18 protein-coding genes and 2 tRNA genes are annotated in these 18,112 nt (G+C 32.5%); 11 read left to right on the top strand and 9 right to left on the bottom strand.

The window, feature by feature from the left end; translation table 11 throughout:
- Window positions 1-39 precede the first annotated feature (39 nt).
- Both HNP35_RS21925 and HNP35_RS21930 read right to left on the bottom strand, forming a co-directional pair.
- Window positions 40-112: transfer RNA gene (locus HNP35_RS21925), tRNA-Lys, on the bottom strand.
- Window positions 113-152: 40 nt separating this feature from the next.
- Window positions 153-225, bottom strand: a tRNA-Lys gene (locus HNP35_RS21930).
- 126 nt (window positions 226-351) lie between these two features.
- On the opposite strand from HNP35_RS21930, the gene HNP35_RS21935 reads away from it, so the two are divergent.
- Window positions 352-870 carry a shikimate kinase gene (locus tag HNP35_RS21935; RefSeq protein ID WP_184167130.1) on the top strand — a complete coding sequence of 173 codons (519 nt, stop codon included), beginning with the start codon at window positions 352-354 and terminating at the stop codon, window positions 868-870.
- Here the strand turns inward: HNP35_RS21935 and HNP35_RS21940 are convergent.
- Together HNP35_RS21940 and HNP35_RS21945 are read right to left on the bottom strand one after the other, a co-directional pair.
- Window positions 862-1,362 (bottom strand): phosphoribosyltransferase domain-containing protein, encoded by a 501-nt coding sequence (locus HNP35_RS21940; RefSeq protein WP_184167128.1) that lies wholly within the window; start codon window positions 1,360-1,362, stop codon window positions 862-864. The genes HNP35_RS21935 and HNP35_RS21940 overlap by 9 nt on opposite strands.
- A gap of 132 nt (window positions 1,363-1,494) precedes the next feature.
- Complete coding sequence (locus HNP35_RS21945) at window positions 1,495-1,890, bottom strand: RNA-binding S4 domain-containing protein (RefSeq protein ID WP_184167125.1); 396 nt, start codon at window positions 1,888-1,890, stop codon at window positions 1,495-1,497.
- Between the two features lie 79 nt (window positions 1,891-1,969).
- Between HNP35_RS21945 and HNP35_RS21950 the strand changes: the two genes are divergently transcribed.
- Complete coding sequence (locus HNP35_RS21950; protein WP_184167122.1) at window positions 1,970-3,172, top strand: FKBP-type peptidyl-prolyl cis-trans isomerase; 1,203 nt, start codon at window positions 1,970-1,972, stop codon at window positions 3,170-3,172.
- Window positions 3,173-3,319: 147 nt separating this feature from the next.
- On the opposite strand, the gene HNP35_RS21955 is transcribed toward HNP35_RS21950, so the two are convergent.
- From HNP35_RS21955 to HNP35_RS21965, 3 genes are all read right to left on the bottom strand, one after another.
- Window positions 3,320-4,273, bottom strand: a complete 954-nt coding sequence (locus HNP35_RS21955) for a transketolase family protein (protein ID WP_184167119.1) — start codon at window positions 4,271-4,273, stop codon at window positions 3,320-3,322.
- A gap of 73 nt (window positions 4,274-4,346) precedes the next feature.
- The gene (locus HNP35_RS21960; protein ID WP_184167116.1) at window positions 4,347-5,195 is read right to left on the bottom strand and encodes a transketolase; all 849 of its coding nucleotides are present in this window, start codon (window positions 5,193-5,195) and stop codon (window positions 4,347-4,349) included.
- Between the two features lie 228 nt (window positions 5,196-5,423).
- Window positions 5,424-5,726 carry a hypothetical protein gene (locus HNP35_RS21965; RefSeq protein ID WP_184167114.1) on the bottom strand — a complete coding sequence of 101 codons (303 nt, stop codon included), beginning with the start codon at window positions 5,724-5,726 and terminating at the stop codon, window positions 5,424-5,426.
- 242 nt (window positions 5,727-5,968) lie between these two features.
- Between HNP35_RS21965 and tgt the strand changes: the two genes are divergently transcribed.
- From tgt to HNP35_RS22010, 9 genes are all read left to right on the top strand, one after another.
- A complete protein-coding gene (gene tgt, locus HNP35_RS21970; RefSeq protein ID WP_026727521.1) occupies window positions 5,969-7,099 on the top strand; it encodes a tRNA guanosine(34) transglycosylase Tgt in 1,131 nt (376 codons plus the stop codon).
- 87 nt (window positions 7,100-7,186) lie between these two features.
- A complete protein-coding gene (locus HNP35_RS21975) occupies window positions 7,187-8,275 on the top strand; it encodes an LptF/LptG family permease (RefSeq protein ID WP_184167111.1) in 1,089 nt (362 codons plus the stop codon).
- Window positions 8,262-9,152, top strand: coding sequence for a DMT family transporter (locus tag HNP35_RS21980; protein ID WP_184167108.1), 891 nt, complete (start codon window positions 8,262-8,264; stop codon window positions 9,150-9,152). Before HNP35_RS21975 ends, HNP35_RS21980 begins: the two co-directional genes overlap by 14 nt.
- Window positions 9,153-9,264: 112 nt before the next feature.
- Window positions 9,265-10,218 (top strand): acetyl-CoA carboxylase carboxyltransferase subunit alpha, encoded by a 954-nt coding sequence (locus tag HNP35_RS21985; RefSeq protein ID WP_184167105.1) that lies wholly within the window; start codon window positions 9,265-9,267, stop codon window positions 10,216-10,218.
- A gap of 140 nt (window positions 10,219-10,358) precedes the next feature.
- On the top strand, window positions 10,359-11,903 hold the full coding sequence (dnaB, locus tag HNP35_RS21990) for a replicative DNA helicase (protein ID WP_184167101.1): 1,545 nt from the start codon (window positions 10,359-10,361) through the stop codon (window positions 11,901-11,903).
- Window positions 11,904-12,038: 135 nt separating this feature from the next.
- On the top strand, window positions 12,039-12,419 hold the full coding sequence (locus tag HNP35_RS21995) for a hypothetical protein (protein ID WP_184167098.1): 381 nt from the start codon (window positions 12,039-12,041) through the stop codon (window positions 12,417-12,419).
- Window positions 12,420-13,069: 650 nt separating this feature from the next.
- Window positions 13,070-13,861 carry a sensor histidine kinase gene (locus tag HNP35_RS22000; RefSeq protein WP_184167095.1) on the top strand — a complete coding sequence of 264 codons (792 nt, stop codon included), beginning with the start codon at window positions 13,070-13,072 and terminating at the stop codon, window positions 13,859-13,861.
- Window positions 13,862-13,977: 116 nt separating this feature from the next.
- Window positions 13,978-14,643, top strand: a complete 666-nt coding sequence (locus HNP35_RS22005) for a response regulator transcription factor (RefSeq protein ID WP_184167092.1) — start codon at window positions 13,978-13,980, stop codon at window positions 14,641-14,643.
- Window positions 14,644-14,993: 350 nt separating this feature from the next.
- Complete coding sequence (locus tag HNP35_RS22010) at window positions 14,994-16,253, top strand: asparagine synthetase B (protein ID WP_184167089.1); 1,260 nt, start codon at window positions 14,994-14,996, stop codon at window positions 16,251-16,253.
- Between the two features lies 1 nt (window position 16,254).
- Here HNP35_RS22010 and HNP35_RS22015 read toward each other — a convergent pair whose 3' ends face one another.
- Window positions 16,255-17,058 carry an endonuclease/exonuclease/phosphatase family protein gene (locus HNP35_RS22015; protein ID WP_184167086.1) on the bottom strand — a complete coding sequence of 268 codons (804 nt, stop codon included), beginning with the start codon at window positions 17,056-17,058 and terminating at the stop codon, window positions 16,255-16,257.
- Window positions 17,059-17,435: 377 nt separating this feature from the next.
- On the bottom strand, window positions 17,436-18,104 hold the full coding sequence (locus tag HNP35_RS22020) for a response regulator (RefSeq protein WP_184167083.1): 669 nt from the start codon (window positions 18,102-18,104) through the stop codon (window positions 17,436-17,438).
- Window positions 18,105-18,112: the final 8 nt, after the last annotated feature.

Here is an 18,112-nt window from a genome sequence, read left to right on the forward strand (position 1 = left end):
ATGAAAAAAGGTCGAGTAAAATAAATTACCCGACCTTTGTGACCCGACTGGGGCTCGAACCCAGGACCCCATCATTAAAAGTGATGTGCTCTACCGACTGAGCTATCGAGTCATTGCTTTCAAGAAATTTAATTTGTTTATCACAAAATTTGTGACCCGACTGGGGCTCGAACCCAGGACCCCATCATTAAAAGTGATGTGCTCTACCGACTGAGCTATCGAGTCATTTAATTTCTTGAATGCGGGTGCAAATATAAGGAGTTTTTTTTGAAGTTTCCAAGCAATTTTATCATAAATTTGTCTTTTTTTTGGAAAAATCTCCAATTGCTTAGTTTATAAGGTTTTATTAATATGAGAAAAATTGTCTTGTTAGGTTACATGGGTTGCGGAAAGTCTACAATCGCCCAAAATTTGTCAAAAATTACCAAAATTCCGTTTTTAGATTTGGATGAATGCATCGAAAAAAGAGCAAATTTATCTATAAACGAGATTTTTTCTCAACACGGAGAAGTGTATTTTAGAAAATTGGAGCACGAAATGTTTGTAGAATTACTCAATTCTCCAGAAAATGTAATAATCGGATTGGGAGGGGGAACTCCGTGTTATGCAAATAATCACGAATTATTAAAAGGAGAAAATGTAGCTTCGGTATATTTAAAGGCATCTATTGATACTTTATATAATAGATTGGTCTATAATAAGAGTAAAAGACCATTGATTGCCAACATGAACGAAGAAGAAATGAGAGAATTTATCGCGAAACATTTATTCGACAGAAGTTTTTATTACAATCAAGCACAGCATAAAGTTGTTGTAGATGGTAAATCTGTCGAAGAAACGGTTCAGGATATTTTAGGAATTTTAGCTTAAAGAAGCGTAATCTCCATTTTCAGAATTAAAAATAACTTGGACATGTTCTAATAATGATGTAGAAAGTGAAATTCCTTTAAAATCTGCTTTTACTGGATATTTTTTATGATTTCGGTCAACTAAGACTGCTGTTTTGAATTTCTTAAGCGGAACGTCTAAGAAATGACGAACAGCATATATTAATGTTGTTCCCGAGTTTAATACATCGTCAACCAAAACTAAGCCTTTGTTTTTGTATTCGTCGGGCGTTAATGAAGTTTGTATTGCATCTTGCGGATTTTGTTTGTTTACAGTGACTTCGCAGATGGAAACTTTTAAAGTTGAAATGCTGCTTAGTGCTGAAGCAATTTTTTCGGCGAAAACAAATCCGTTAGAGGCAATTCCTGCAATAACAACTTCTTCTTCGTCAACAAAAGTTTCGTAGATTTGATAAGCAATACGCTTTATTTTATGTTCAATTTCTTGATGGGTAAGGATGATATTGCTGCTCATGATTTAATTTTTTGCTAAAGTACAAATTTATAGAAAATTCAATTTTTTAAATTCCAAATTCTAATTTTAAATAATTGTACTTTCTAGTTTTGTTAGTTGGGATTTAGAATTTGAATTTTGGGATTTAAATGTTTATATATTTTCATCTTCGTCATCTTCGTAAATTTCATCTCCATAATCATCAATGTCGCGACGATCTTTTTTAGTTGGACGCCCTGTGCCGCTTTTACGATAGTGTTCTTTAGATAGTTTTAATAATTCTAAATGCGCGTATGCTTCTGGCGGAGTTTCGTTTTTACGGTAAATGTCTACCAGTTTTGCGCCAACGCGACTTTCTGGAATATCTAAAACAGTAATTATCTGTGTAATCTGATCTTTTCTAAAAGTAATTCTGTCTGTAGGAAAAACTTCTTTTGACGGTTTTGCAATCTGCCCATTTACAGTGATGTGATTCTTTTTACAAGCTTCAGTAACCATGTTTCTGGTCTTATAATATCGAACGCACCATAAGTATTTATCTATTCTCATAATTTTTCTAAAATAGAAGTTAAATTCTTTACAAAAATAAATCAATATTGTATCTTGCGCACCTAAAAAAAAGATAATAATGAATAAATTTAAATATTATTTTGTTTTATTACTTGCTGGTATTGCCATCGTTTCTTGTAATAAAAAGGATGATGATGAAGCAGAAGTTGCTCCTTTGAGAGATTATCAAGAACAATTTAATACAGATAATGCAGATATTGAAGAATATTTAAACACCAATTATATAACTGTAACACAGAATCCTGGAGGGCAAACTGATCAGGATGTTACTTTTACTAAAATTACAGATCCTGCGACACAGACACCTATTATGTCGTATTTAAACAATGCTACGTTTCCTAAGTTATTGGTTAGAAATGTTGATTATCATGGAATCTTATATAAAATGTATTATTTGGTTCTAAGAGAAGGTGTGGGTACTTCGCCAATGAATACAGATGGAGTTGTAACGTCATACTATGGGCAATATTTAAAACGTGTTGACAAAACAGACACAGAGCCGTCTCATTTAACTACTACTTTTTTCGAGCAAGTAATATATCCAAAAGGAAGTTTGGATTTATATGGTACAGTTATGGGTTGGAGTGAAATTTTTCCCCAGTTCAAAACAGGAACTACAACATACAATGCTGACGGTACAGCAAGTTATAAAGATTTTGGTGCAGGGGTTTTATTTATACCTTCTGGTTTAGGATATTATGCTTATCCTCCATCTGGAAGTTCAATTCCAGCTTATTCACCTCTAATTTTCAGTATTAAATTATACGATTATAAAAGAATGGATCATGAAAATAATGGCTATTCTAATGGTCAATTTTTAGAGGATCCAGATGGTATTTATGATTATCAAGAAGATCTTAATGGAGATGGATATGTTCGCGATTTTAGAAACACTACTTTGTATCCAAATTCGCCAGTTAATCCAGATGATACAGATGGAGACGGAATTCCAGACTTCTTAGATAAAGATGATGATGGAGACGGTTTCTTTACACGTTATGAGATTACAAAGCCAACAGATGCAGCATTTTCAGGTTTAAGTAAATATTATCCATATGATCCGATTGGAGACAATCCTGCGACTCCAAATTATGATGAAACTGAAATTTGGGGAGTTCCTAGAAGACCAACAGGTCCGCTTAAGAATGATAAGCTTGAAGAGTCTATTACAAATCCTCGTTCATTTGTTCCTGAAGATTATACAGCGCAAGGAAGAAAAAGAATTTATCTTGACAATACTTATCCTTATCAAAAGAAATAAGTTTACACATTTATAAAGAAAACCTCGAATTAAACTTCGGGGTTTTTTTTTATGCTTTTAAATAATCTTTTGAATTAATTTTGATTCAAATAAAAAACCTCGAAAATTGCTTTTCGAGGTTTTTTTATAAGTATGAAAATGTAAAAATTATTTTCTTTTGATAACTCTTTCTACAGCTTCAACAATTGCTTGATTGTTTAATTTGTATTTTTCCATTAATTGCTCAGGAGTTCCAGATTCACCAAAACTATCATTAACAGCTACAAATTCTTGTGGAGTTGGATTTTTTAAAGCTAACACACCTGAAATGCTTTCTCCAAGACCTCCAAGGTAATTATGCTCTTCTGCAGTAACAATACATCTTGTTTTCGCAACTGATTTTAGAATTGCTTCTTCATCAAGAGGCTTGATAGTATGAATGTTGATTACTTCAGCAGAAATTCCTTTTGCTTCTAATGCTTCAGCAGCAATAAGAGCTTCCCAAACTAAGTGACCAGTTGCAACGATTGTTACATCAGTTCCTTCGTTTAGCATAATCGCTTTTCCAATTACGAATGGTTCGTCAGCAGGAGTAAAGTTAGGTACAACTGGACGTCCGAAACGTAAATAAGCAGGACCGTGGTGATCTGCCAATGCTAAAGTTGCTGCTTTAGTTTGGTTGTAATCGCAAGTGTTGATTACAGTCATTCCTGGAAGCATTTTCATTAAACCAATATCTTCTAAGATTTGGTGAGTTGCTCCGTCTTCTCCTAAAGTTAAACCAGCGTGAGAAGCACAGATTTTTACGTTTTTATCTGAATAAGCAACAGATTGACGAATTTGATCATAAACTCTTCCTGTAGAGAAGTTGGCAAAAGTTCCTGTAAAAGGAATTTTTCCTCCGATTGTTAATCCTGCAGCAATTCCAATCATATTTGCTTCTGCAATTCCGATTTGGAAAAAACGCTCTGGGTGATTTTTCTTGAATTCATCAAATTTTAATGAACCAATTAAATCAGCACATAATGCTACAACATTTTCGTTTTTTTGACCTAGTTCAGTCATTCCCGCTCCAAAACCTGAACGAGTATCTTTACTTCCTGTATTTTCGTATTTTTTCATTGTATATTTTGCTATATGCAATAGGCTGTAGGCAATAGGCATAAAGCTTACTGCTTAAAGCTTAAAGCATTTTTTAATAATCGGCTAGAGTTGAAACGTTTTGAGCTAAAGCAGCTGCCAACTGATCGTTGTTTGGAGCTTTACCGTGCCAAGCATGAGTGTGCATCATAAAGTCTACACCGTTACCCATTTCTGTATGTAATAAAATACAAACTGGTTTTCCTTTTCCTGTTCTTGATTTTGCGTCATTTAAACCAGCAAGGATAGCGTCGATACTGTTTCCTTCTTTAATTTCTAAAACATCCCAATCAAAAGCTTCAAATTTTGCACGCAGGCTTCCCATTGCTAAAACTTCGTCAGTTGTTCCGTCGATTTGTTTTCCGTTAAGGTCGACAGTTGCGATAATGTTGTCTACTTTTTTAGCAGATGCGTACATAATTGCTTCCCAGTTTTGACCTTCTTGCAATTCTCCATCGCCATGTAGTGTATAGATAATATGATTATCTCCGTTTAATTTTTTAGCTTGTGCTGCTCCAAGAGCTACAGATAAACCTTGTCCTAATGAACCAGAGGCAATACGAACTCCAGGTAAACCTTCGTGAGTTGTTGGGTGTCCTTGTAAACGAGAATCTAATAATCTGAAAGTAGCCAATTCTGAAACTGGAAAATAACCGCTTCTTGCTAAAACGCTATAAAATACAGGTGAGATGTGTCCGTTTGAAAGGAAGAATAAATCTTCTCCAATTCCGTTCATATCAAAACCTTCTTTTCGGTCCATAATATTTTGATATAGTGTAACCAAAAATTCAGTACAACCTAATGAACCACCTGGGTGTCCAGAGTTTACAGCATGTACCATTCTAAGAATATCTCTTCTTACTTGGATCGTTAAATCGCTTAATTGTTGTGTGTTAGGCTTCATTTTATATGTAAAAGTTTAAACTGAAGCAAAAGTAAAGGTTATTTTGCGGGAAGACAAATCATTTTTTGCTTTAGTTTGCTTCAATTGTTAAATTTTTCATTCTTTTTTTTAATGAAATGAGAAAAATAAATCGGATTGAGACATTTTTAAACAAAAATGATTTAGTTCAAAAATAAAAAAAGCCCTTAATAAAAAGGACTTCTAGTTTGTTTGTAAAATGGCTGCATTTTAATTAGTGTCGCTTTCACTATAGAAATTATTTTCTTCATCTTCTGAGCCAATATCTTCTTGTTCGTCATCTAATTCGGAACCTGGAACATCTAAATCGTTGCCGATTTTATCGCTGTTTTGTTTCCATTCGTGATTGTTCTGATTAATGATGCGTTCGCCTGAAATTTCTTCAGGATTAATGTCTTCCAGTTTGTTGTCTTGATTGTAAATATCTTCGTTTGCAGGATAATTCATGTTTTCAAGATTTTTTTCAATTTGATCATCCTTGATTTGATCTAATTTTTCATCAGCGTTTATCATGATTTCTATAATTTTAATTGTGAGAATGTTTTATCTAAAATTACGAAACATCAAGTTTTATCATGTTATACTTTCTTTGTTTGATATTGCAGTTTTTACATTATTATTTTAAAAAGTAAATTCTCGTGGTTGTTAAAATGAGATATTAAGAAAACATTAGCTAATTTTCTAATGGACAAATTTTCTAATTACTAAAATTTCCCTGAAATTAAACTATCTTTGCGCTCTGAAAAAAGACACAGATGAAGTTTGATTTATTACAAAAAGATCCGCAGTCTAAAGCTAGAGCGGGTAGTATTACTACAGATCATGGAGTTATAGAAACTCCTATTTTTATGCCTGTTGGGACGGTTGCTTCTGTAAAAGGAGTGCATCAGCGTGAACTTAAAGAAGAGATTAATCCGGATATTATTCTTGGAAACACCTATCATTTATATTTACGTCCGCAAACCGAAATTCTTGAAAAAGCTGGTGGATTGCATAAATTTATGAATTGGGATCGTAATATTTTGACCGATTCAGGAGGATACCAAGTTTATTCTCTTTCTTCAAATAGAAAAATTAAAGAAGAAGGTGTAAAGTTCAAATCACATATAGATGGTTCTTATCACTTTTTTACTCCAGAAAATGTAATGGAAATTCAGCGTACCATTGGAGCCGATATTATTATGGCTTTTGATGAGTGTACGCCGTATCCTTGCGATTACAGATATGCACAACGTTCTATGCACATGACACATCGTTGGTTAGATCGTTGTATCAATCATTTAGAAAAAGTGCCTTATAAATATGGGTATGAGCAAACATTTTTCCCGATTGTTCAAGGAAGTACTTATAAAGATTTACGCCGCCAGTCAGCAGAATATATTGCAAATGCTGGGCAGCAAGGAAATGCAATTGGTGGACTTTCGGTTGGAGAACCAGCAGAAGAAATGTACGCTATGACTGAAGTTGTTTGCGAGATTCTTCCAGAAGACAAACCTCGTTATTTAATGGGAGTTGGAACTCCAATAAATATTTTGGAAAATATTGCGTTAGGAATTGATATGTTCGATTGTGTTATGCCAACGCGTAATGCTAGAAATGGAATGTTGTTTACAGCAAACGGAACAATCAACATCAAAAATAAAAAATGGGAAGCTGATTTTTCTCCAATAGATGAAATGGGGCACACTTTTGTTGATACCGAGTATTCTAAAGCATATCTACGTCATTTATTTGCGGCCAATGAATATTTAGGAAAACAAATTGCTACGATTCATAATCTTGGTTTTTATATGTGGTTGGTTCGTGAAGCAAGAAAACATATCTTAGCCGGAGATTTTAGACCATGGAAAGAAATGATGGTTAAAAATATGAGTCAAAGACTATAAAAGAGTTTCAAGTTTCAGGTTTCAAGTTTCAGGTTCTGTAGAGAACGTGAAACTTGAAACCTGAAACAATAAAAAACAAAAAACTATATGCTTTCAATAATAGATAAATACATCTTAAAAAGATATCTTGGGACTTTTTCTGTGATGCTTCTTTTATTTGCGCCAATCGGAATCGTTATTGACGTTTCTGAAAAAGTGAATAAAATGCTGGAAAACAAAATTCCATTTGGAGATATTGCATTCTATTATTACAATTTTACCATCTATTTTATCAATTCTCTTTTCCCGATATTTTTGTTTTTGTCGGTAATTTGGTTTACTTCAAAATTGGCAAATAATACAGAGATTATTGCCGTTTTAAGTTCGGGAATTTCGTATACTCGTTTCTTACGTCCTTATATTATAGGAGCAACAATTGTTTCTCTTTTTGTGTTGCTAATGGGATTTTTTATCGTTCCTGCTGCGAGTGAAGGATATAATAATTTTCGATATACTTATTTAAAAGGAAATGGAAAAGAGCTCATGCGAGGTGAGAACACAAACGTTTATAGACAGATCAACGACCATGATTTTATTTTTGTAAATAGTTTTAATGAAGAATCCAAGACTGCTTTCAATTTTTCTTTAGAACATTTTGAAAAAGAAAGGCTAACCTATAAAATTACTGCAAGTCGCATAAAATGGGATCCAAAGAAAAAAGTTTACGTTTTATACGATTATACAAAAAGAACTCTTGGCGAATTAAATGATGTCATTGAAAAAGTTCCAGAAAAAAATGTTGCCTTCAAATTTGAATTGGCAGATTTAACTCCAGTGGTTTATATCGCCGAAACTTTGACTCTAGGTAAATTAATAGATTTTATTGAAAAAGAAAGAAAAAGAGGTTCTGGAAATATCAACACATATTTAGTTGTTCTTTACAAAAAATACAGTGTGCCAGTTTCTGCATTTATTTTAACCATTATTGCTGTTGCCGTTTCTTCTATGAAACGACGAGGCGGAATGGGGATGAACTTAGCAATTGGTATTGCCATTGCTTTCTCATTTGTATTTTTTGATAAAATATTTGGTACCCTTGCCGAAAAATCTACCTTTTCACCTTTATTAGCTGTTTGGTTCCCGAATATTGTCTTCGGAATTTTAGCAGTTTACCTACTACGTAATGCGAAACGATAATTTAAAAAGTTATTTAAATCTTCATTTAATTGTTTTTATCTGGGGTTTTACAGCCATTTTAGGCGCTTTAATTACTATAGATGCCGAAAATTTGGTTTGGTACAGAATGCTAATTGCCATGATTTTTCTTGGCGGATTTATTGCATTCAAAAAACAGTCTTTTCAAGTTCCGATAAAAGAATTTTTTAAATTAATTTTTGTCGGATTATTAATTGCCCTTCATTGGATTTTCTTTTTTAAAGCCATTCATGTTTCTAATGTCTCTATAACACTTTCCATATTCTCTTTAGGAGCATTTTTTGCTTCGTTATTAGAACCATTATTTTATGGAAGAAAAGTGCTTTGGTATGAAGTGCTTTTTGGACTGGTAATTATTGCCGGTTTAGGATTGATTCTTCAAGTTGAAATAAAATATCTCTCTGGAGTTTACTATGCTTTGGCAGCCATCATTTTAGGTGTTTTATTTACTTTAATGAATGGAAAATTGATTTCAGATCACGAGCCTTCGGTTATTACATTTTACGAATTTGGAGCTGGGGTTTTCTTTATCACAATTTATTTTTTATTTCAAGGGAAATTTAATGCAGATTTCTTCCAAATGTCTTTAAATAACTGGGTTTTGCTATTGATTTTAGCCTCAATTTGCACAGCTTACGCTTTTACAGCTTCGGTAAAAGTTATGCAACGATTGACACCTTATACTGTAATGTTAACTACTAATTTAGAGCCAGTTTACGGAATTGTTTTGGCGTATTTTATCTTAGGCGGAAAAGAAAAAATGAGTGTCGAATTTTATATAGGAGCGGTCATAATTATTATCACCGTCATTCTAAATGGTGTTTTCAAACATTATCAGAATAAGAAAGAAAACTTGTAATAGTTTCCTTATTTTTAAAATGCATTTTTATACTTTAAATAACAATTAACTTCGCCAATGATATAATATTTTTATATTTGCGGTTCGATTTACAAACAAAATTCAAAAATCCATGGAATATTTAGATTTTGAGCTTCCCATTAAAGAACTTGAAGAACAGTTAGAAAAGTGTGTTGTTATTGGGAAAGAATCTAATGTTGATGTAACGCCTACCTGTCAGGAAATCAACAAGAAATTAGAGCAAACGAAGAAAGATATCTACAAAAATCTTACGGCTTGGCAGAGAGTACAATTGTCAAGACATCCAAATAGACCTTATACTTTAGATTATATCAAAGCAATTTGCGGTGATACTTTTTTAGAACTTCATGGAGACAGAGGTTTTAAAGATGATAAAGCGATGGTTGGCGGTCTTGGTAAAATAAACGGACAATCGTTTATGATTATCGGTCAGCAAAAAGGTTTTAATACAAAAACACGTCAATACCGTAATTTTGGTATGGCTAATCCAGAAGGATACCGTAAAGCTTTACGTTTGATGAAAATGGCAGAGAAATTCGGAATTCCAGTTTTAACTTTAGTAGATACTCCGGGTGCATATCCAGGACTTGAAGCTGAAGAAAGAGGACAAGGAGAAGCAATTGCTAGAAATATTTTCGAAATGGTTCGTCTGCAAGTGCCAATTATTACCATTATTGTTGGAGAAGGTGCTTCAGGAGGAGCTTTAGGAATTGGTGTTGGAGATCGTGTTTACATGTTAGAGAATACTTGGTATTCTGTAATTTCTCCAGAATCTTGCTCTTCTATTTTATGGAAAAGCTGGGAATATAAAGAACGTGCAGCAGAAGCTTTAAAATTGACTTCTTCTGACATGAAAAAACAAAAATTAGTTGATGATGTTATTCCTGAACCACTAGGTGGAGCGCATTATGACAGAGAAACTACTTTTAAAACAGTAGCAGAATACATCACTAAAGGATATAATGAATTGAAAGACTTATCAACAGCCGACTTAATTGCCCAAAGAATGGACAAATACAGTAATATGGGCGAGTATAAGGAGTAAATTCATCAAAAACAACTTACAATCCGAAGCCTTACAGTTTCGGATTTTTTTTTGGTTATGAACAAAATAATATTATTTATAAACAATTTTTAGTTATAACTCGATAGCAGATTTTTTTTAAATTTTGCTACTTTCGCTATATGGAAAATTTCAAAAACTTTAGCCCTGTAAAGGTCGACAAAACCACAATTATCAACTTAGAAAAAGGTAAGTTGCCACCGCAAGCTCTTGATTTGGAGGAGGCTGTGCTAGGTGCGATGATGATTGATAAAAAAGGGGTAGATGATGTAATTGATATTTTGCAGGCAGAAGCTTTTTATAAAGATGCACACAAACATATTTTTGAAGCGATTCTGCAACTTTTTACCGAAACACAGCCAATTGATATCTTGACAGTTTCGACTCAGTTAAAGAAAAACGGAAAGTTGGATTTGGCAGGTGGAGATTTTTATTTGATTCAGCTTACGCAGAAAATTGCTTCTTCGGCGCATATCGAATTTCACTCTCGTATTATTCTTCAAAAATTTATTCAAAGAAGTTTGATTAGAATTTCTTCAGAAATTATTGAAGCATCATATGATGAAAGTGCAGACGTCTTTGATTTATTGGATCAAGCTGAATCTAAATTATACGAAGTTACACAAGGAAACATCAAGCGTAGTTCTGAAACTGCACAGAGTTTAGTTTTACAAGCTAAAAAGAAAATTGAAGAGATTTCTAAAAAAGAGGGATTAAGTGGTGTAGAAACTGGTTTTCATAATTTAGATAAGCTAACATCTGGATGGCAACCGAGTGATTTAATTATTATCGCGGCCAGACCAGCGATGGGAAAAACAGCGTTTGTCCTTTCGATGGCAAGAAATATTGCTATTCAATATGGGCATGGAGTAGCATTGTTCTCTCTAGAGATGGCATCTGTTCAGTTAATTACGAGGCTTATTTCTTCTGAAACTGGATTGTCATCAGAAAAATTACGTACCGGAAAATTAGAGGCGCATGAATGGACAATGTTGAGTACGAAAGTAAAAGATTTAGAGAAAGCGCCATTGTTTATTGATGATACACCATCACTTTCTATTTTCGATTTAAGAGCAAAATGCCGTCGTTTAGCATCGCAACATGGTATTAAAATTATCATTATTGACTATTTGCAGTTGATGACTGCAGGAGGAAATGCTAAAGGAGGCGGAAATCGTGAGCAGGAAATTTCAACAATTTCCCGAAACTTAAAAGCTTTGGCAAAAGAACTTAACGTTCCAGTTATTGCACTTTCTCAGCTTTCGCGTGCTGTAGAAACCCGTGGATCAAGTAAACGTCCTTTGTTATCCGATCTTCGTGAATCTGGAGCAATTGAGCAGGATGCCGATATCGTTTCGTTCTTGTATAGACCAGAATACTATAAAATTGAGGAATGGGATGATGAAGAGGCCTCTCCAACTGCGGGTCAGGCTGAAATTATGATTGCAAAACACCGTAATGGTGGTATTGAAAATATTCGTTTGAAATTTTTAGGACACTTAGGAAAATTTGATAATCTTGATGAATTTTCGGGAAGTTACGATGATTTACCTTCAAAAATGAATCATGATGATAACCCGTTTATTACTAATAATCTGCCTTCGGCTAATGAAGCTTTTGGAAGCAATCTTAATGATGACGATGACGATAGTGATGTTCCATTTTAATAAATTATAAAAGCCTTATTTTTAAGGCTTTTTTTTTGTTTGAAAGTTAATTCTTTAATAAAATTGACTAGTTTAGCGTAACCAAATATAAAAGAACGAAATTTTTTAAATTATTAACCAATAACAAATTAAATTATGAGTCAAAAATTAGATTTAGGAAGTGTTGTAATTACTTTAACTGAGGGTATTCAATGGGCAGATAAATACCGCAAAGACATGACAACTGAAGAAGGAAGAAAAAAACAAGTTGACGGTTACTTAATTCCTTTAGAATCTTTAAAGTTAGTTATGGATCAAGATATTCAAGCTGTTCGCGCTTACAAAGGAATTAATAAAGCCGGCGAACAAACTTTAATACTTGTTGGAGCAAAATGGGACGCTGAAAAAGGAATCTATGTTGATGTGTTCAAAGAAGAAAAAGGAGAAGAAGGTGTTGAAGGTGGTGTTCCATTAGTTTATGATGGTACTCGTCCAGTTCCACCTTATGGAGATCCAGAAAGTCCTTTAAATCCATAAGAATGTCTGATTTTTTGATATATTCAGGTTATTTAATTTTATTAATTAACCTGATTTTCTATTCATTTAGTTTTTTTAGAAAAAAAGAAGTTAACGTTTTTTTTCTCGGGTATCTTGCATTTTCATGTGTAATGCAATACTCTATGGAAATTATGTATCATCTGCACACGAATAATTTATTTTTGTCGAATATATTTATTATCGGTCAGTTGATCTTATTAGGACTGTTTTATAATTCCTTGTTTACTTTAAAAAGCCAAAAAAGTTTTGTTTTAATTAGTATAGGCCTTGCATTGCTTATATTGGGACTTCAATTTATGATGGATTGGAGTCAGTTTTTACGATTCAATTTGTTTGCAATTGCATTAACATCATTGCTGATTGTGGTTTATGCACTAATACATTTCTACAATATGTTAACCGAAAGTAAAACATATTATTATGCAAGTATTGGGGTAGTATTTTATTTGTTAGCAAGTACGGTGCTTTATTTTATTGGAAATTTAACTCATAATTTGAGTAATGAATTTAAATTTTTGAGTTGGCAACTTAATGCTTTTTTAATTATTATTTATTACTTTTTCATTTTGTACGAGTGGAAAAAGAGCTTCTCCAAATAACCCAGATACTTAGAATTATTTTACAAAATTATGGATGTACATTCATTACCAGAAAAAGAGATTGTTGCAATTATTTTGTACACTTCTCTTTTTTTAATGATTTTGTCGGTTGTCTTAATCGTATTCTTTTATTTTTCTAGAAAGAAAATTATTCAGAAAGAATTAGAAAAGAAAGATTTGGTTTTGCAATATCAAAAAGAGCAATTGCATGCCATAATCTTTACACAGGAAGAAGAGCGTAAAAGAATTGCGCAAGATCTACATGATGATATTAGTTCAAAATTGAATATAGTTTCCCTAAATAGCCATTTGCTTACTGCTCCTAATCTTACAGAAGCTGAAACAGCAGAAATTACAGAGAATATAATCAATTTGACGACCAAAGCATTAGATAATTCTAGAAAAATAGCTCATAATCTATTGCCTCCTGTTTTTGAAAAATTTGGTTTAAATGCAGGTATAGAAGAACTGTGTGAAGAATTTGAAACCAGTAAATCGGTTAAAACACATTATAAAAACGAAATTGATTTTGACGAAAAAGACATAGATAGGCATTTGCATGTTTTCAGGATTTTGCAAGAATTAATGAATAATTCGCTTAGACATGGAAAAGCAACAGAAGTCTGGATTTCGTTTACCGAAAAAGATGGAGTAAATAATTGTAATTACGAAGATAACGGAATTGGTTTTGATAGCGCAAATGCAGAGAATCAAAAAGGTCTTGGAATGAAAAATATTGATAGCCGCATATCTTTCTTGGAAGGAACTATCAAAATTACATCAGAAATTGATAATGGAATAGCAGTTAATTTTACCTTTTAACTTTAATAAGTGATTTTTAACAAGTGTTTAGTCAATAAAATAAGGTAATCACGTTTTTTGTAAACCATAATTTCGTAAATTCGGCAGACCAAAACAAACTACCAAAATCAAATAAGATGAATCCCGCTATTAAAATTGCTCTAGTCGATGATGAAATTTTGTTTCGAAAAGGAATTTCTTTTTTATTACAAAGAGAAGAAAATATAGATGTTCTCTTTGAGGCTTCAAATGGAGAAGAACTTATCTCTCAACTTAATAATAATGAAATAAAGCCCGATATAATTATTATGGATTTGAAGATGCCAGTTTTAAATGGTGTCGAAGCCACGAAAATAATTAGAAAATCATTTCCAGAAATTAAGATTATAGCGCTGACAAGTTATGATACGAAGTCGTTTATAGCCAATATGATTCAAGTAGGAGCTGTGGCTTATTTGATAAAAAATACAACTCCAAAAGATTTAATTCTCACAATTAATGAAGTAGCGGCAAAAGGTTTTTATTACAATGAAAATGTTCTAAAAACAATTCAGGAAACTATAGTGTCTCCTAAAAACTCTAGAGGCGGACTAGAAACTAATTTTCTTTCACCTCGAGAAATTGAAATTCTTCAGTTAATCTGCCAACAGAAAACTACTGCTGAAATTGCAGAACTACTTTTTTTAAGTCCTAGAACTATTGAAGGGCACAGAAATAATCTTCTGCTTAAAACAGAATCGCGAAATATCGCTGGTTTAGTAGTCTATGCCATTCAAAATGAACTAGCCGATTTAACAATTTAATTTTTTTATGCTGTCAAAAACTGGATTGACAATACATAATAAACAATAATTGTTAATACTAAAACGCATAAACCTATTTTCTGAATTACATTCATACCCTTATCTTGATTATTACTATCATTAAACTTCATGGTGGTTTGTTTTTTACATTGATTAGTTTGATGACCTGGGATAGCAAATGTAGAGAGAATATTTAATGACACTATAGGTGTTTTTACCTGTTTTTTGAAGTATTGTAAATCAGGTATTTACCCCTGTTTATATATTTAACATTCTATTAGGTTAGAAAATATTCTTCTCATTCTTTTTTTAGATTCTTCCTTTATATCTTTACTAAAATAATTTTTCGGATGAATAAGAGTTTATTCTGCATTTTAATACTTTTAGTTACACTTAGTACTCGTGCGTCGTTTATTTTACTTCCGATGGACGAATCAACGCAACAGAATCATTTAAAAGCTTATGGCATAACATATTGGTGTTTAAGTCGTGACTATAAAGCAAGCTGGCTTTTAAACTATAGAGGCGGTTCATTTTTGCTTCCGGATGCAGAAGAAATTAGAAAAGAGTGTAAAATACGCGGAGTTAGTTTTGAGATTATTTCAGACAGTGAACAGGCAGAAATTCTAAATGAAATTTCAAGCCCTTCTCAGAATATGGAATCGGTAATTTTAGAAAAAGCACCTAAAATTGCAGTTTATACGCCAAAAGGAAAACAGCCTTGGGATGATGCCGTAACTTTGGTTTTGACTTATGCTGAAATTCCATTTACACCAATTTATGATGAAGAAGTTTTAAGTGATCAACTGCTTATGTACGATTGGCTTCACTTGCATCATGAAGATTTTACGGGACAATACGGAAAATTTTACGCCGCATATAAAAATACTCCTTGGTATATTGATCAAAAAAGAGATTCTGAAGCACTTGCTGCTAAATTAGGATATGCTAAAGTTTCTCAAGAAAAGGGGGCTGTTGCAAAAAAAATTAGAGATTTTGTCGTTGGTGGAGGTTTTATGTTTGCAATGTGTTCTGCAACAGATAGCTTTGATATAGCGCTTGCAGCAGATGGAGTTGATATTTGTGAAACAATGTTTGACGGAGATCCAAGCGAATCTAATTATCAGTCAAAACTGAATTACAATAATTCATTTGCTTTTAAAAATTTTACTTTAGAAAGAAGGCCTGAAGTTTATGAGTTTTCAGATATCGATATGACTACTAAAAGACGTGTTGCGATGGAGAAAGATTATTTTACTCTAATGGAGTTTTCTGCAAAATGGGATCCAATTCCGAGTATGCTTTGCCAAAATCATACACAATTGGTAAAAGGCTTTATGGGGCAAACTACTTCATTTGATACTGCTTTGATAAAATCTAATGTTTTGATTATGGGAACTTGTGAATTAAATGGAGAGTCTCGTTATATACATGGAGAAAAAGGCAAAGGCATGTTTACTTTTTTTGGAGGTCATGATCCTGAAGATTTTCAGCACCAAGTTGGAGACCCGCCAACAGTTTTAGATTTGCACCCAAATTCACCAGGGTATCGATTGATTTTAAATAATGTTTTGTTTCCGGCTGCTAGAAAAAAGAAACTTAAAACATAAATTAATTTAAAGAAAACTCAAACCAGATTGGAATATGATCTGAAATTTTTCTGGCTTCTTGAAGTGATTCAAAATCTTCGTAGAACTTAATTACACCATAATTGAGAACTTTAAGACTTGAAGTTTTGTAAAATATATTATCAAATTCAGATGCAAGGCAGATATTATTTTTACATTTTTGTTTTAAAGTGGTTTTTTGGTTTTTTAAAACGGATGCATATCCCATTTTTTTTAACGGATTAAAAACAGAATGCGTCTCAGGGCAGTTGAAATCTCCCAAGAAAACCAAGTTTAAATTAGGATATACAGCGGGCAGAAATTTAAAATATTTGATTTCGGTTTCTGGCTGTTTCTTTTTTGTAATAGCGTGAAAATTAACGAGTGTAATGCTTTTTTTGTTGATTTCGAACGTTGCATAGTAAGGTTCGCGATCAATTTCTATGCTATATTGTTTTTCTAACCAAGGTTGGTTTTTTAATTTTGCTTTACTCGTTTTCCAAATAAAAGCATAGCGTTCAGTTTTATAACTGCTGCTTGTAGTAGGATTACTAATTGTATATTCCCATTTAAAACCTTTTTCATTTAATAGTTGCGCAAGTTTAGCTACGGTTTGAGCACCACCAGATCCGGCAACAACTTCTTGTATTGCAATTATGTCATAGCCCGAAGCTTTTTTTGCAATATAATTAAGTGTAGAGGCTGATTTTGATTTGCCAAAATTTTCCAAATTCCAGGATAGGACTTTGGTTTGCGAAAAAGATAAAAATGTAAAGAATAGAAAGAAAAGGCAGAGAACGTTTTTCATGCAAAAATTTAATAAAAATCAAATATAGGCATTTTTCGTTCCTGTAATTTCAGTCTAATCACAATTTAGTTAGTGTTTTTTATATCTGTTTTTTAAGGCAGTTCCGATGATTATAATTTGCAAAACTAGTAATGCCGGAATAAATATTATTTTCCAATCAATTTCTAGCCAGCCGGTTTTTTCTGATACAAAAGCAAAACTTATTGATAAAAAAAGACAAAGTAACATTGTTTTCATAACGATTTTATTTTGGGTTGTATTAATTTTTGACAATAAAATTGCCACTCTATTTTTTGGTCTCATTAGTAGGTAATAGATTTGAACAAATTTAAATTTATTAAGTGGCTATTCCTTACGGAAACCCGTAAGCGAAATCTTTATACTAGTCCAAAATCCTTTGCAATAGCAATTAAATGGACATTATTATTAGCCTTGAAATATATTTTTAACTTATTGATTCTTTTTTCGATACTGCTCGTTCCGTTTGGGGTAATTGATAAATTTTTGAATTCTTTCGAAATACTTTCTAAAATATAACCTTGTGATAAAAGTTTTAATATTGAGATATCGTAAGATTCTATTTCAATTAAACTTTTGTCATTAAATGAAAAAGACAAATCAGAAGAAAGTATTTTTTCTTCATTATTGAATGTTGATTCGATTGCATTTTTCAGTTCCGTAATGCTATTCCTTCCTTTAGAAACATATGCGTTAATTCCCAAATCATTAAAAAGAGATTTAATGCGATAACTCTTGTCTTCGATAGAAAAAACAATTTTTTTCAAATTGGGCTGTACTTTATTTACAGCCTCAATAAGTTCATCTCCACTAGTAAGAGTAGCTTTTCTGTGATCTAACTTAAATGATAAATCGGTGATTAATAAATCATACGGCTCATTATCTAGTGCTGCTTTTTTTATTTTAAGCAGACCTTCGTCACAGTATTTTACGTGATCTATTACTGGAACTTTTAGGTCTTCAAGTACTTGTACTACTGCAATACTTATACTATCTAAATCTTCTGCAACTAAAACTTTCTTAAACATATTATTGT

The sequence above is a fragment of the Flavobacterium notoginsengisoli genome (assembly GCF_014207905.1).
GTDB lineage: Bacteria > Bacteroidota > Bacteroidia > Flavobacteriales > Flavobacteriaceae > Flavobacterium > Flavobacterium notoginsengisoli_A.

What these genes read in the sequence shown, in the direction of transcription:
- HNP35_RS21935 (WP_184167130.1), top strand. Translation starts at nt 352, where the DNA reads ATGAGAAAAATTGTCTTGTTAGGTTACATGGGTTGCGGAAAGTCTACA.
- HNP35_RS21940 (WP_184167128.1), bottom strand. Translation starts at nt 1,362, where the DNA reads ATGAGCAGCAATATCATCCTTACCCATCAAGAAATTGAACATAAAATA.
- HNP35_RS21945 (WP_184167125.1), bottom strand. Translation starts at nt 1,890, where the DNA reads ATGAGAATAGATAAATACTTATGGTGCGTTCGATATTATAAGACCAGA.
- HNP35_RS21950 (WP_184167122.1), top strand. Translation starts at nt 1,970, where the DNA reads ATGAATAAATTTAAATATTATTTTGTTTTATTACTTGCTGGTATTGCC.
- HNP35_RS21955 (WP_184167119.1), bottom strand. Translation starts at nt 4,273, where the DNA reads ATGAAAAAATACGAAAATACAGGAAGTAAAGATACTCGTTCAGGTTTT.
- HNP35_RS21960 (WP_184167116.1), bottom strand. Translation starts at nt 5,195, where the DNA reads ATGAAGCCTAACACACAACAATTAAGCGATTTAACGATCCAAGTAAGA.
- HNP35_RS21965 (WP_184167114.1), bottom strand. Translation starts at nt 5,726, where the DNA reads ATGATAAACGCTGATGAAAAATTAGATCAAATCAAGGATGATCAAATT.
- tgt (WP_026727521.1), top strand. Translation starts at nt 5,969, where the DNA reads ATGAAGTTTGATTTATTACAAAAAGATCCGCAGTCTAAAGCTAGAGCG.
- HNP35_RS21975 (WP_184167111.1), top strand. Translation starts at nt 7,187, where the DNA reads ATGCTTTCAATAATAGATAAATACATCTTAAAAAGATATCTTGGGACT.
- HNP35_RS21980 (WP_184167108.1), top strand. Translation starts at nt 8,262, where the DNA reads ATGCGAAACGATAATTTAAAAAGTTATTTAAATCTTCATTTAATTGTT.
- HNP35_RS21985 (WP_184167105.1), top strand. Translation starts at nt 9,265, where the DNA reads ATGGAATATTTAGATTTTGAGCTTCCCATTAAAGAACTTGAAGAACAG.
- dnaB (WP_184167101.1), top strand. Translation starts at nt 10,359, where the DNA reads ATGGAAAATTTCAAAAACTTTAGCCCTGTAAAGGTCGACAAAACCACA.
- HNP35_RS21995 (WP_184167098.1), top strand. Translation starts at nt 12,039, where the DNA reads ATGAGTCAAAAATTAGATTTAGGAAGTGTTGTAATTACTTTAACTGAG.
- HNP35_RS22000 (WP_184167095.1), top strand. Translation starts at nt 13,070, where the DNA reads ATGGATGTACATTCATTACCAGAAAAAGAGATTGTTGCAATTATTTTG.
- HNP35_RS22005 (WP_184167092.1), top strand. Translation starts at nt 13,978, where the DNA reads ATGAATCCCGCTATTAAAATTGCTCTAGTCGATGATGAAATTTTGTTT.
- HNP35_RS22010 (WP_184167089.1), top strand. Translation starts at nt 14,994, where the DNA reads ATGAATAAGAGTTTATTCTGCATTTTAATACTTTTAGTTACACTTAGT.
- HNP35_RS22015 (WP_184167086.1), bottom strand. Translation starts at nt 17,058, where the DNA reads ATGAAAAACGTTCTCTGCCTTTTCTTTCTATTCTTTACATTTTTATCT.
- HNP35_RS22020 (WP_184167083.1), bottom strand. Translation starts at nt 18,104, where the DNA reads ATGTTTAAGAAAGTTTTAGTTGCAGAAGATTTAGATAGTATAAGTATT.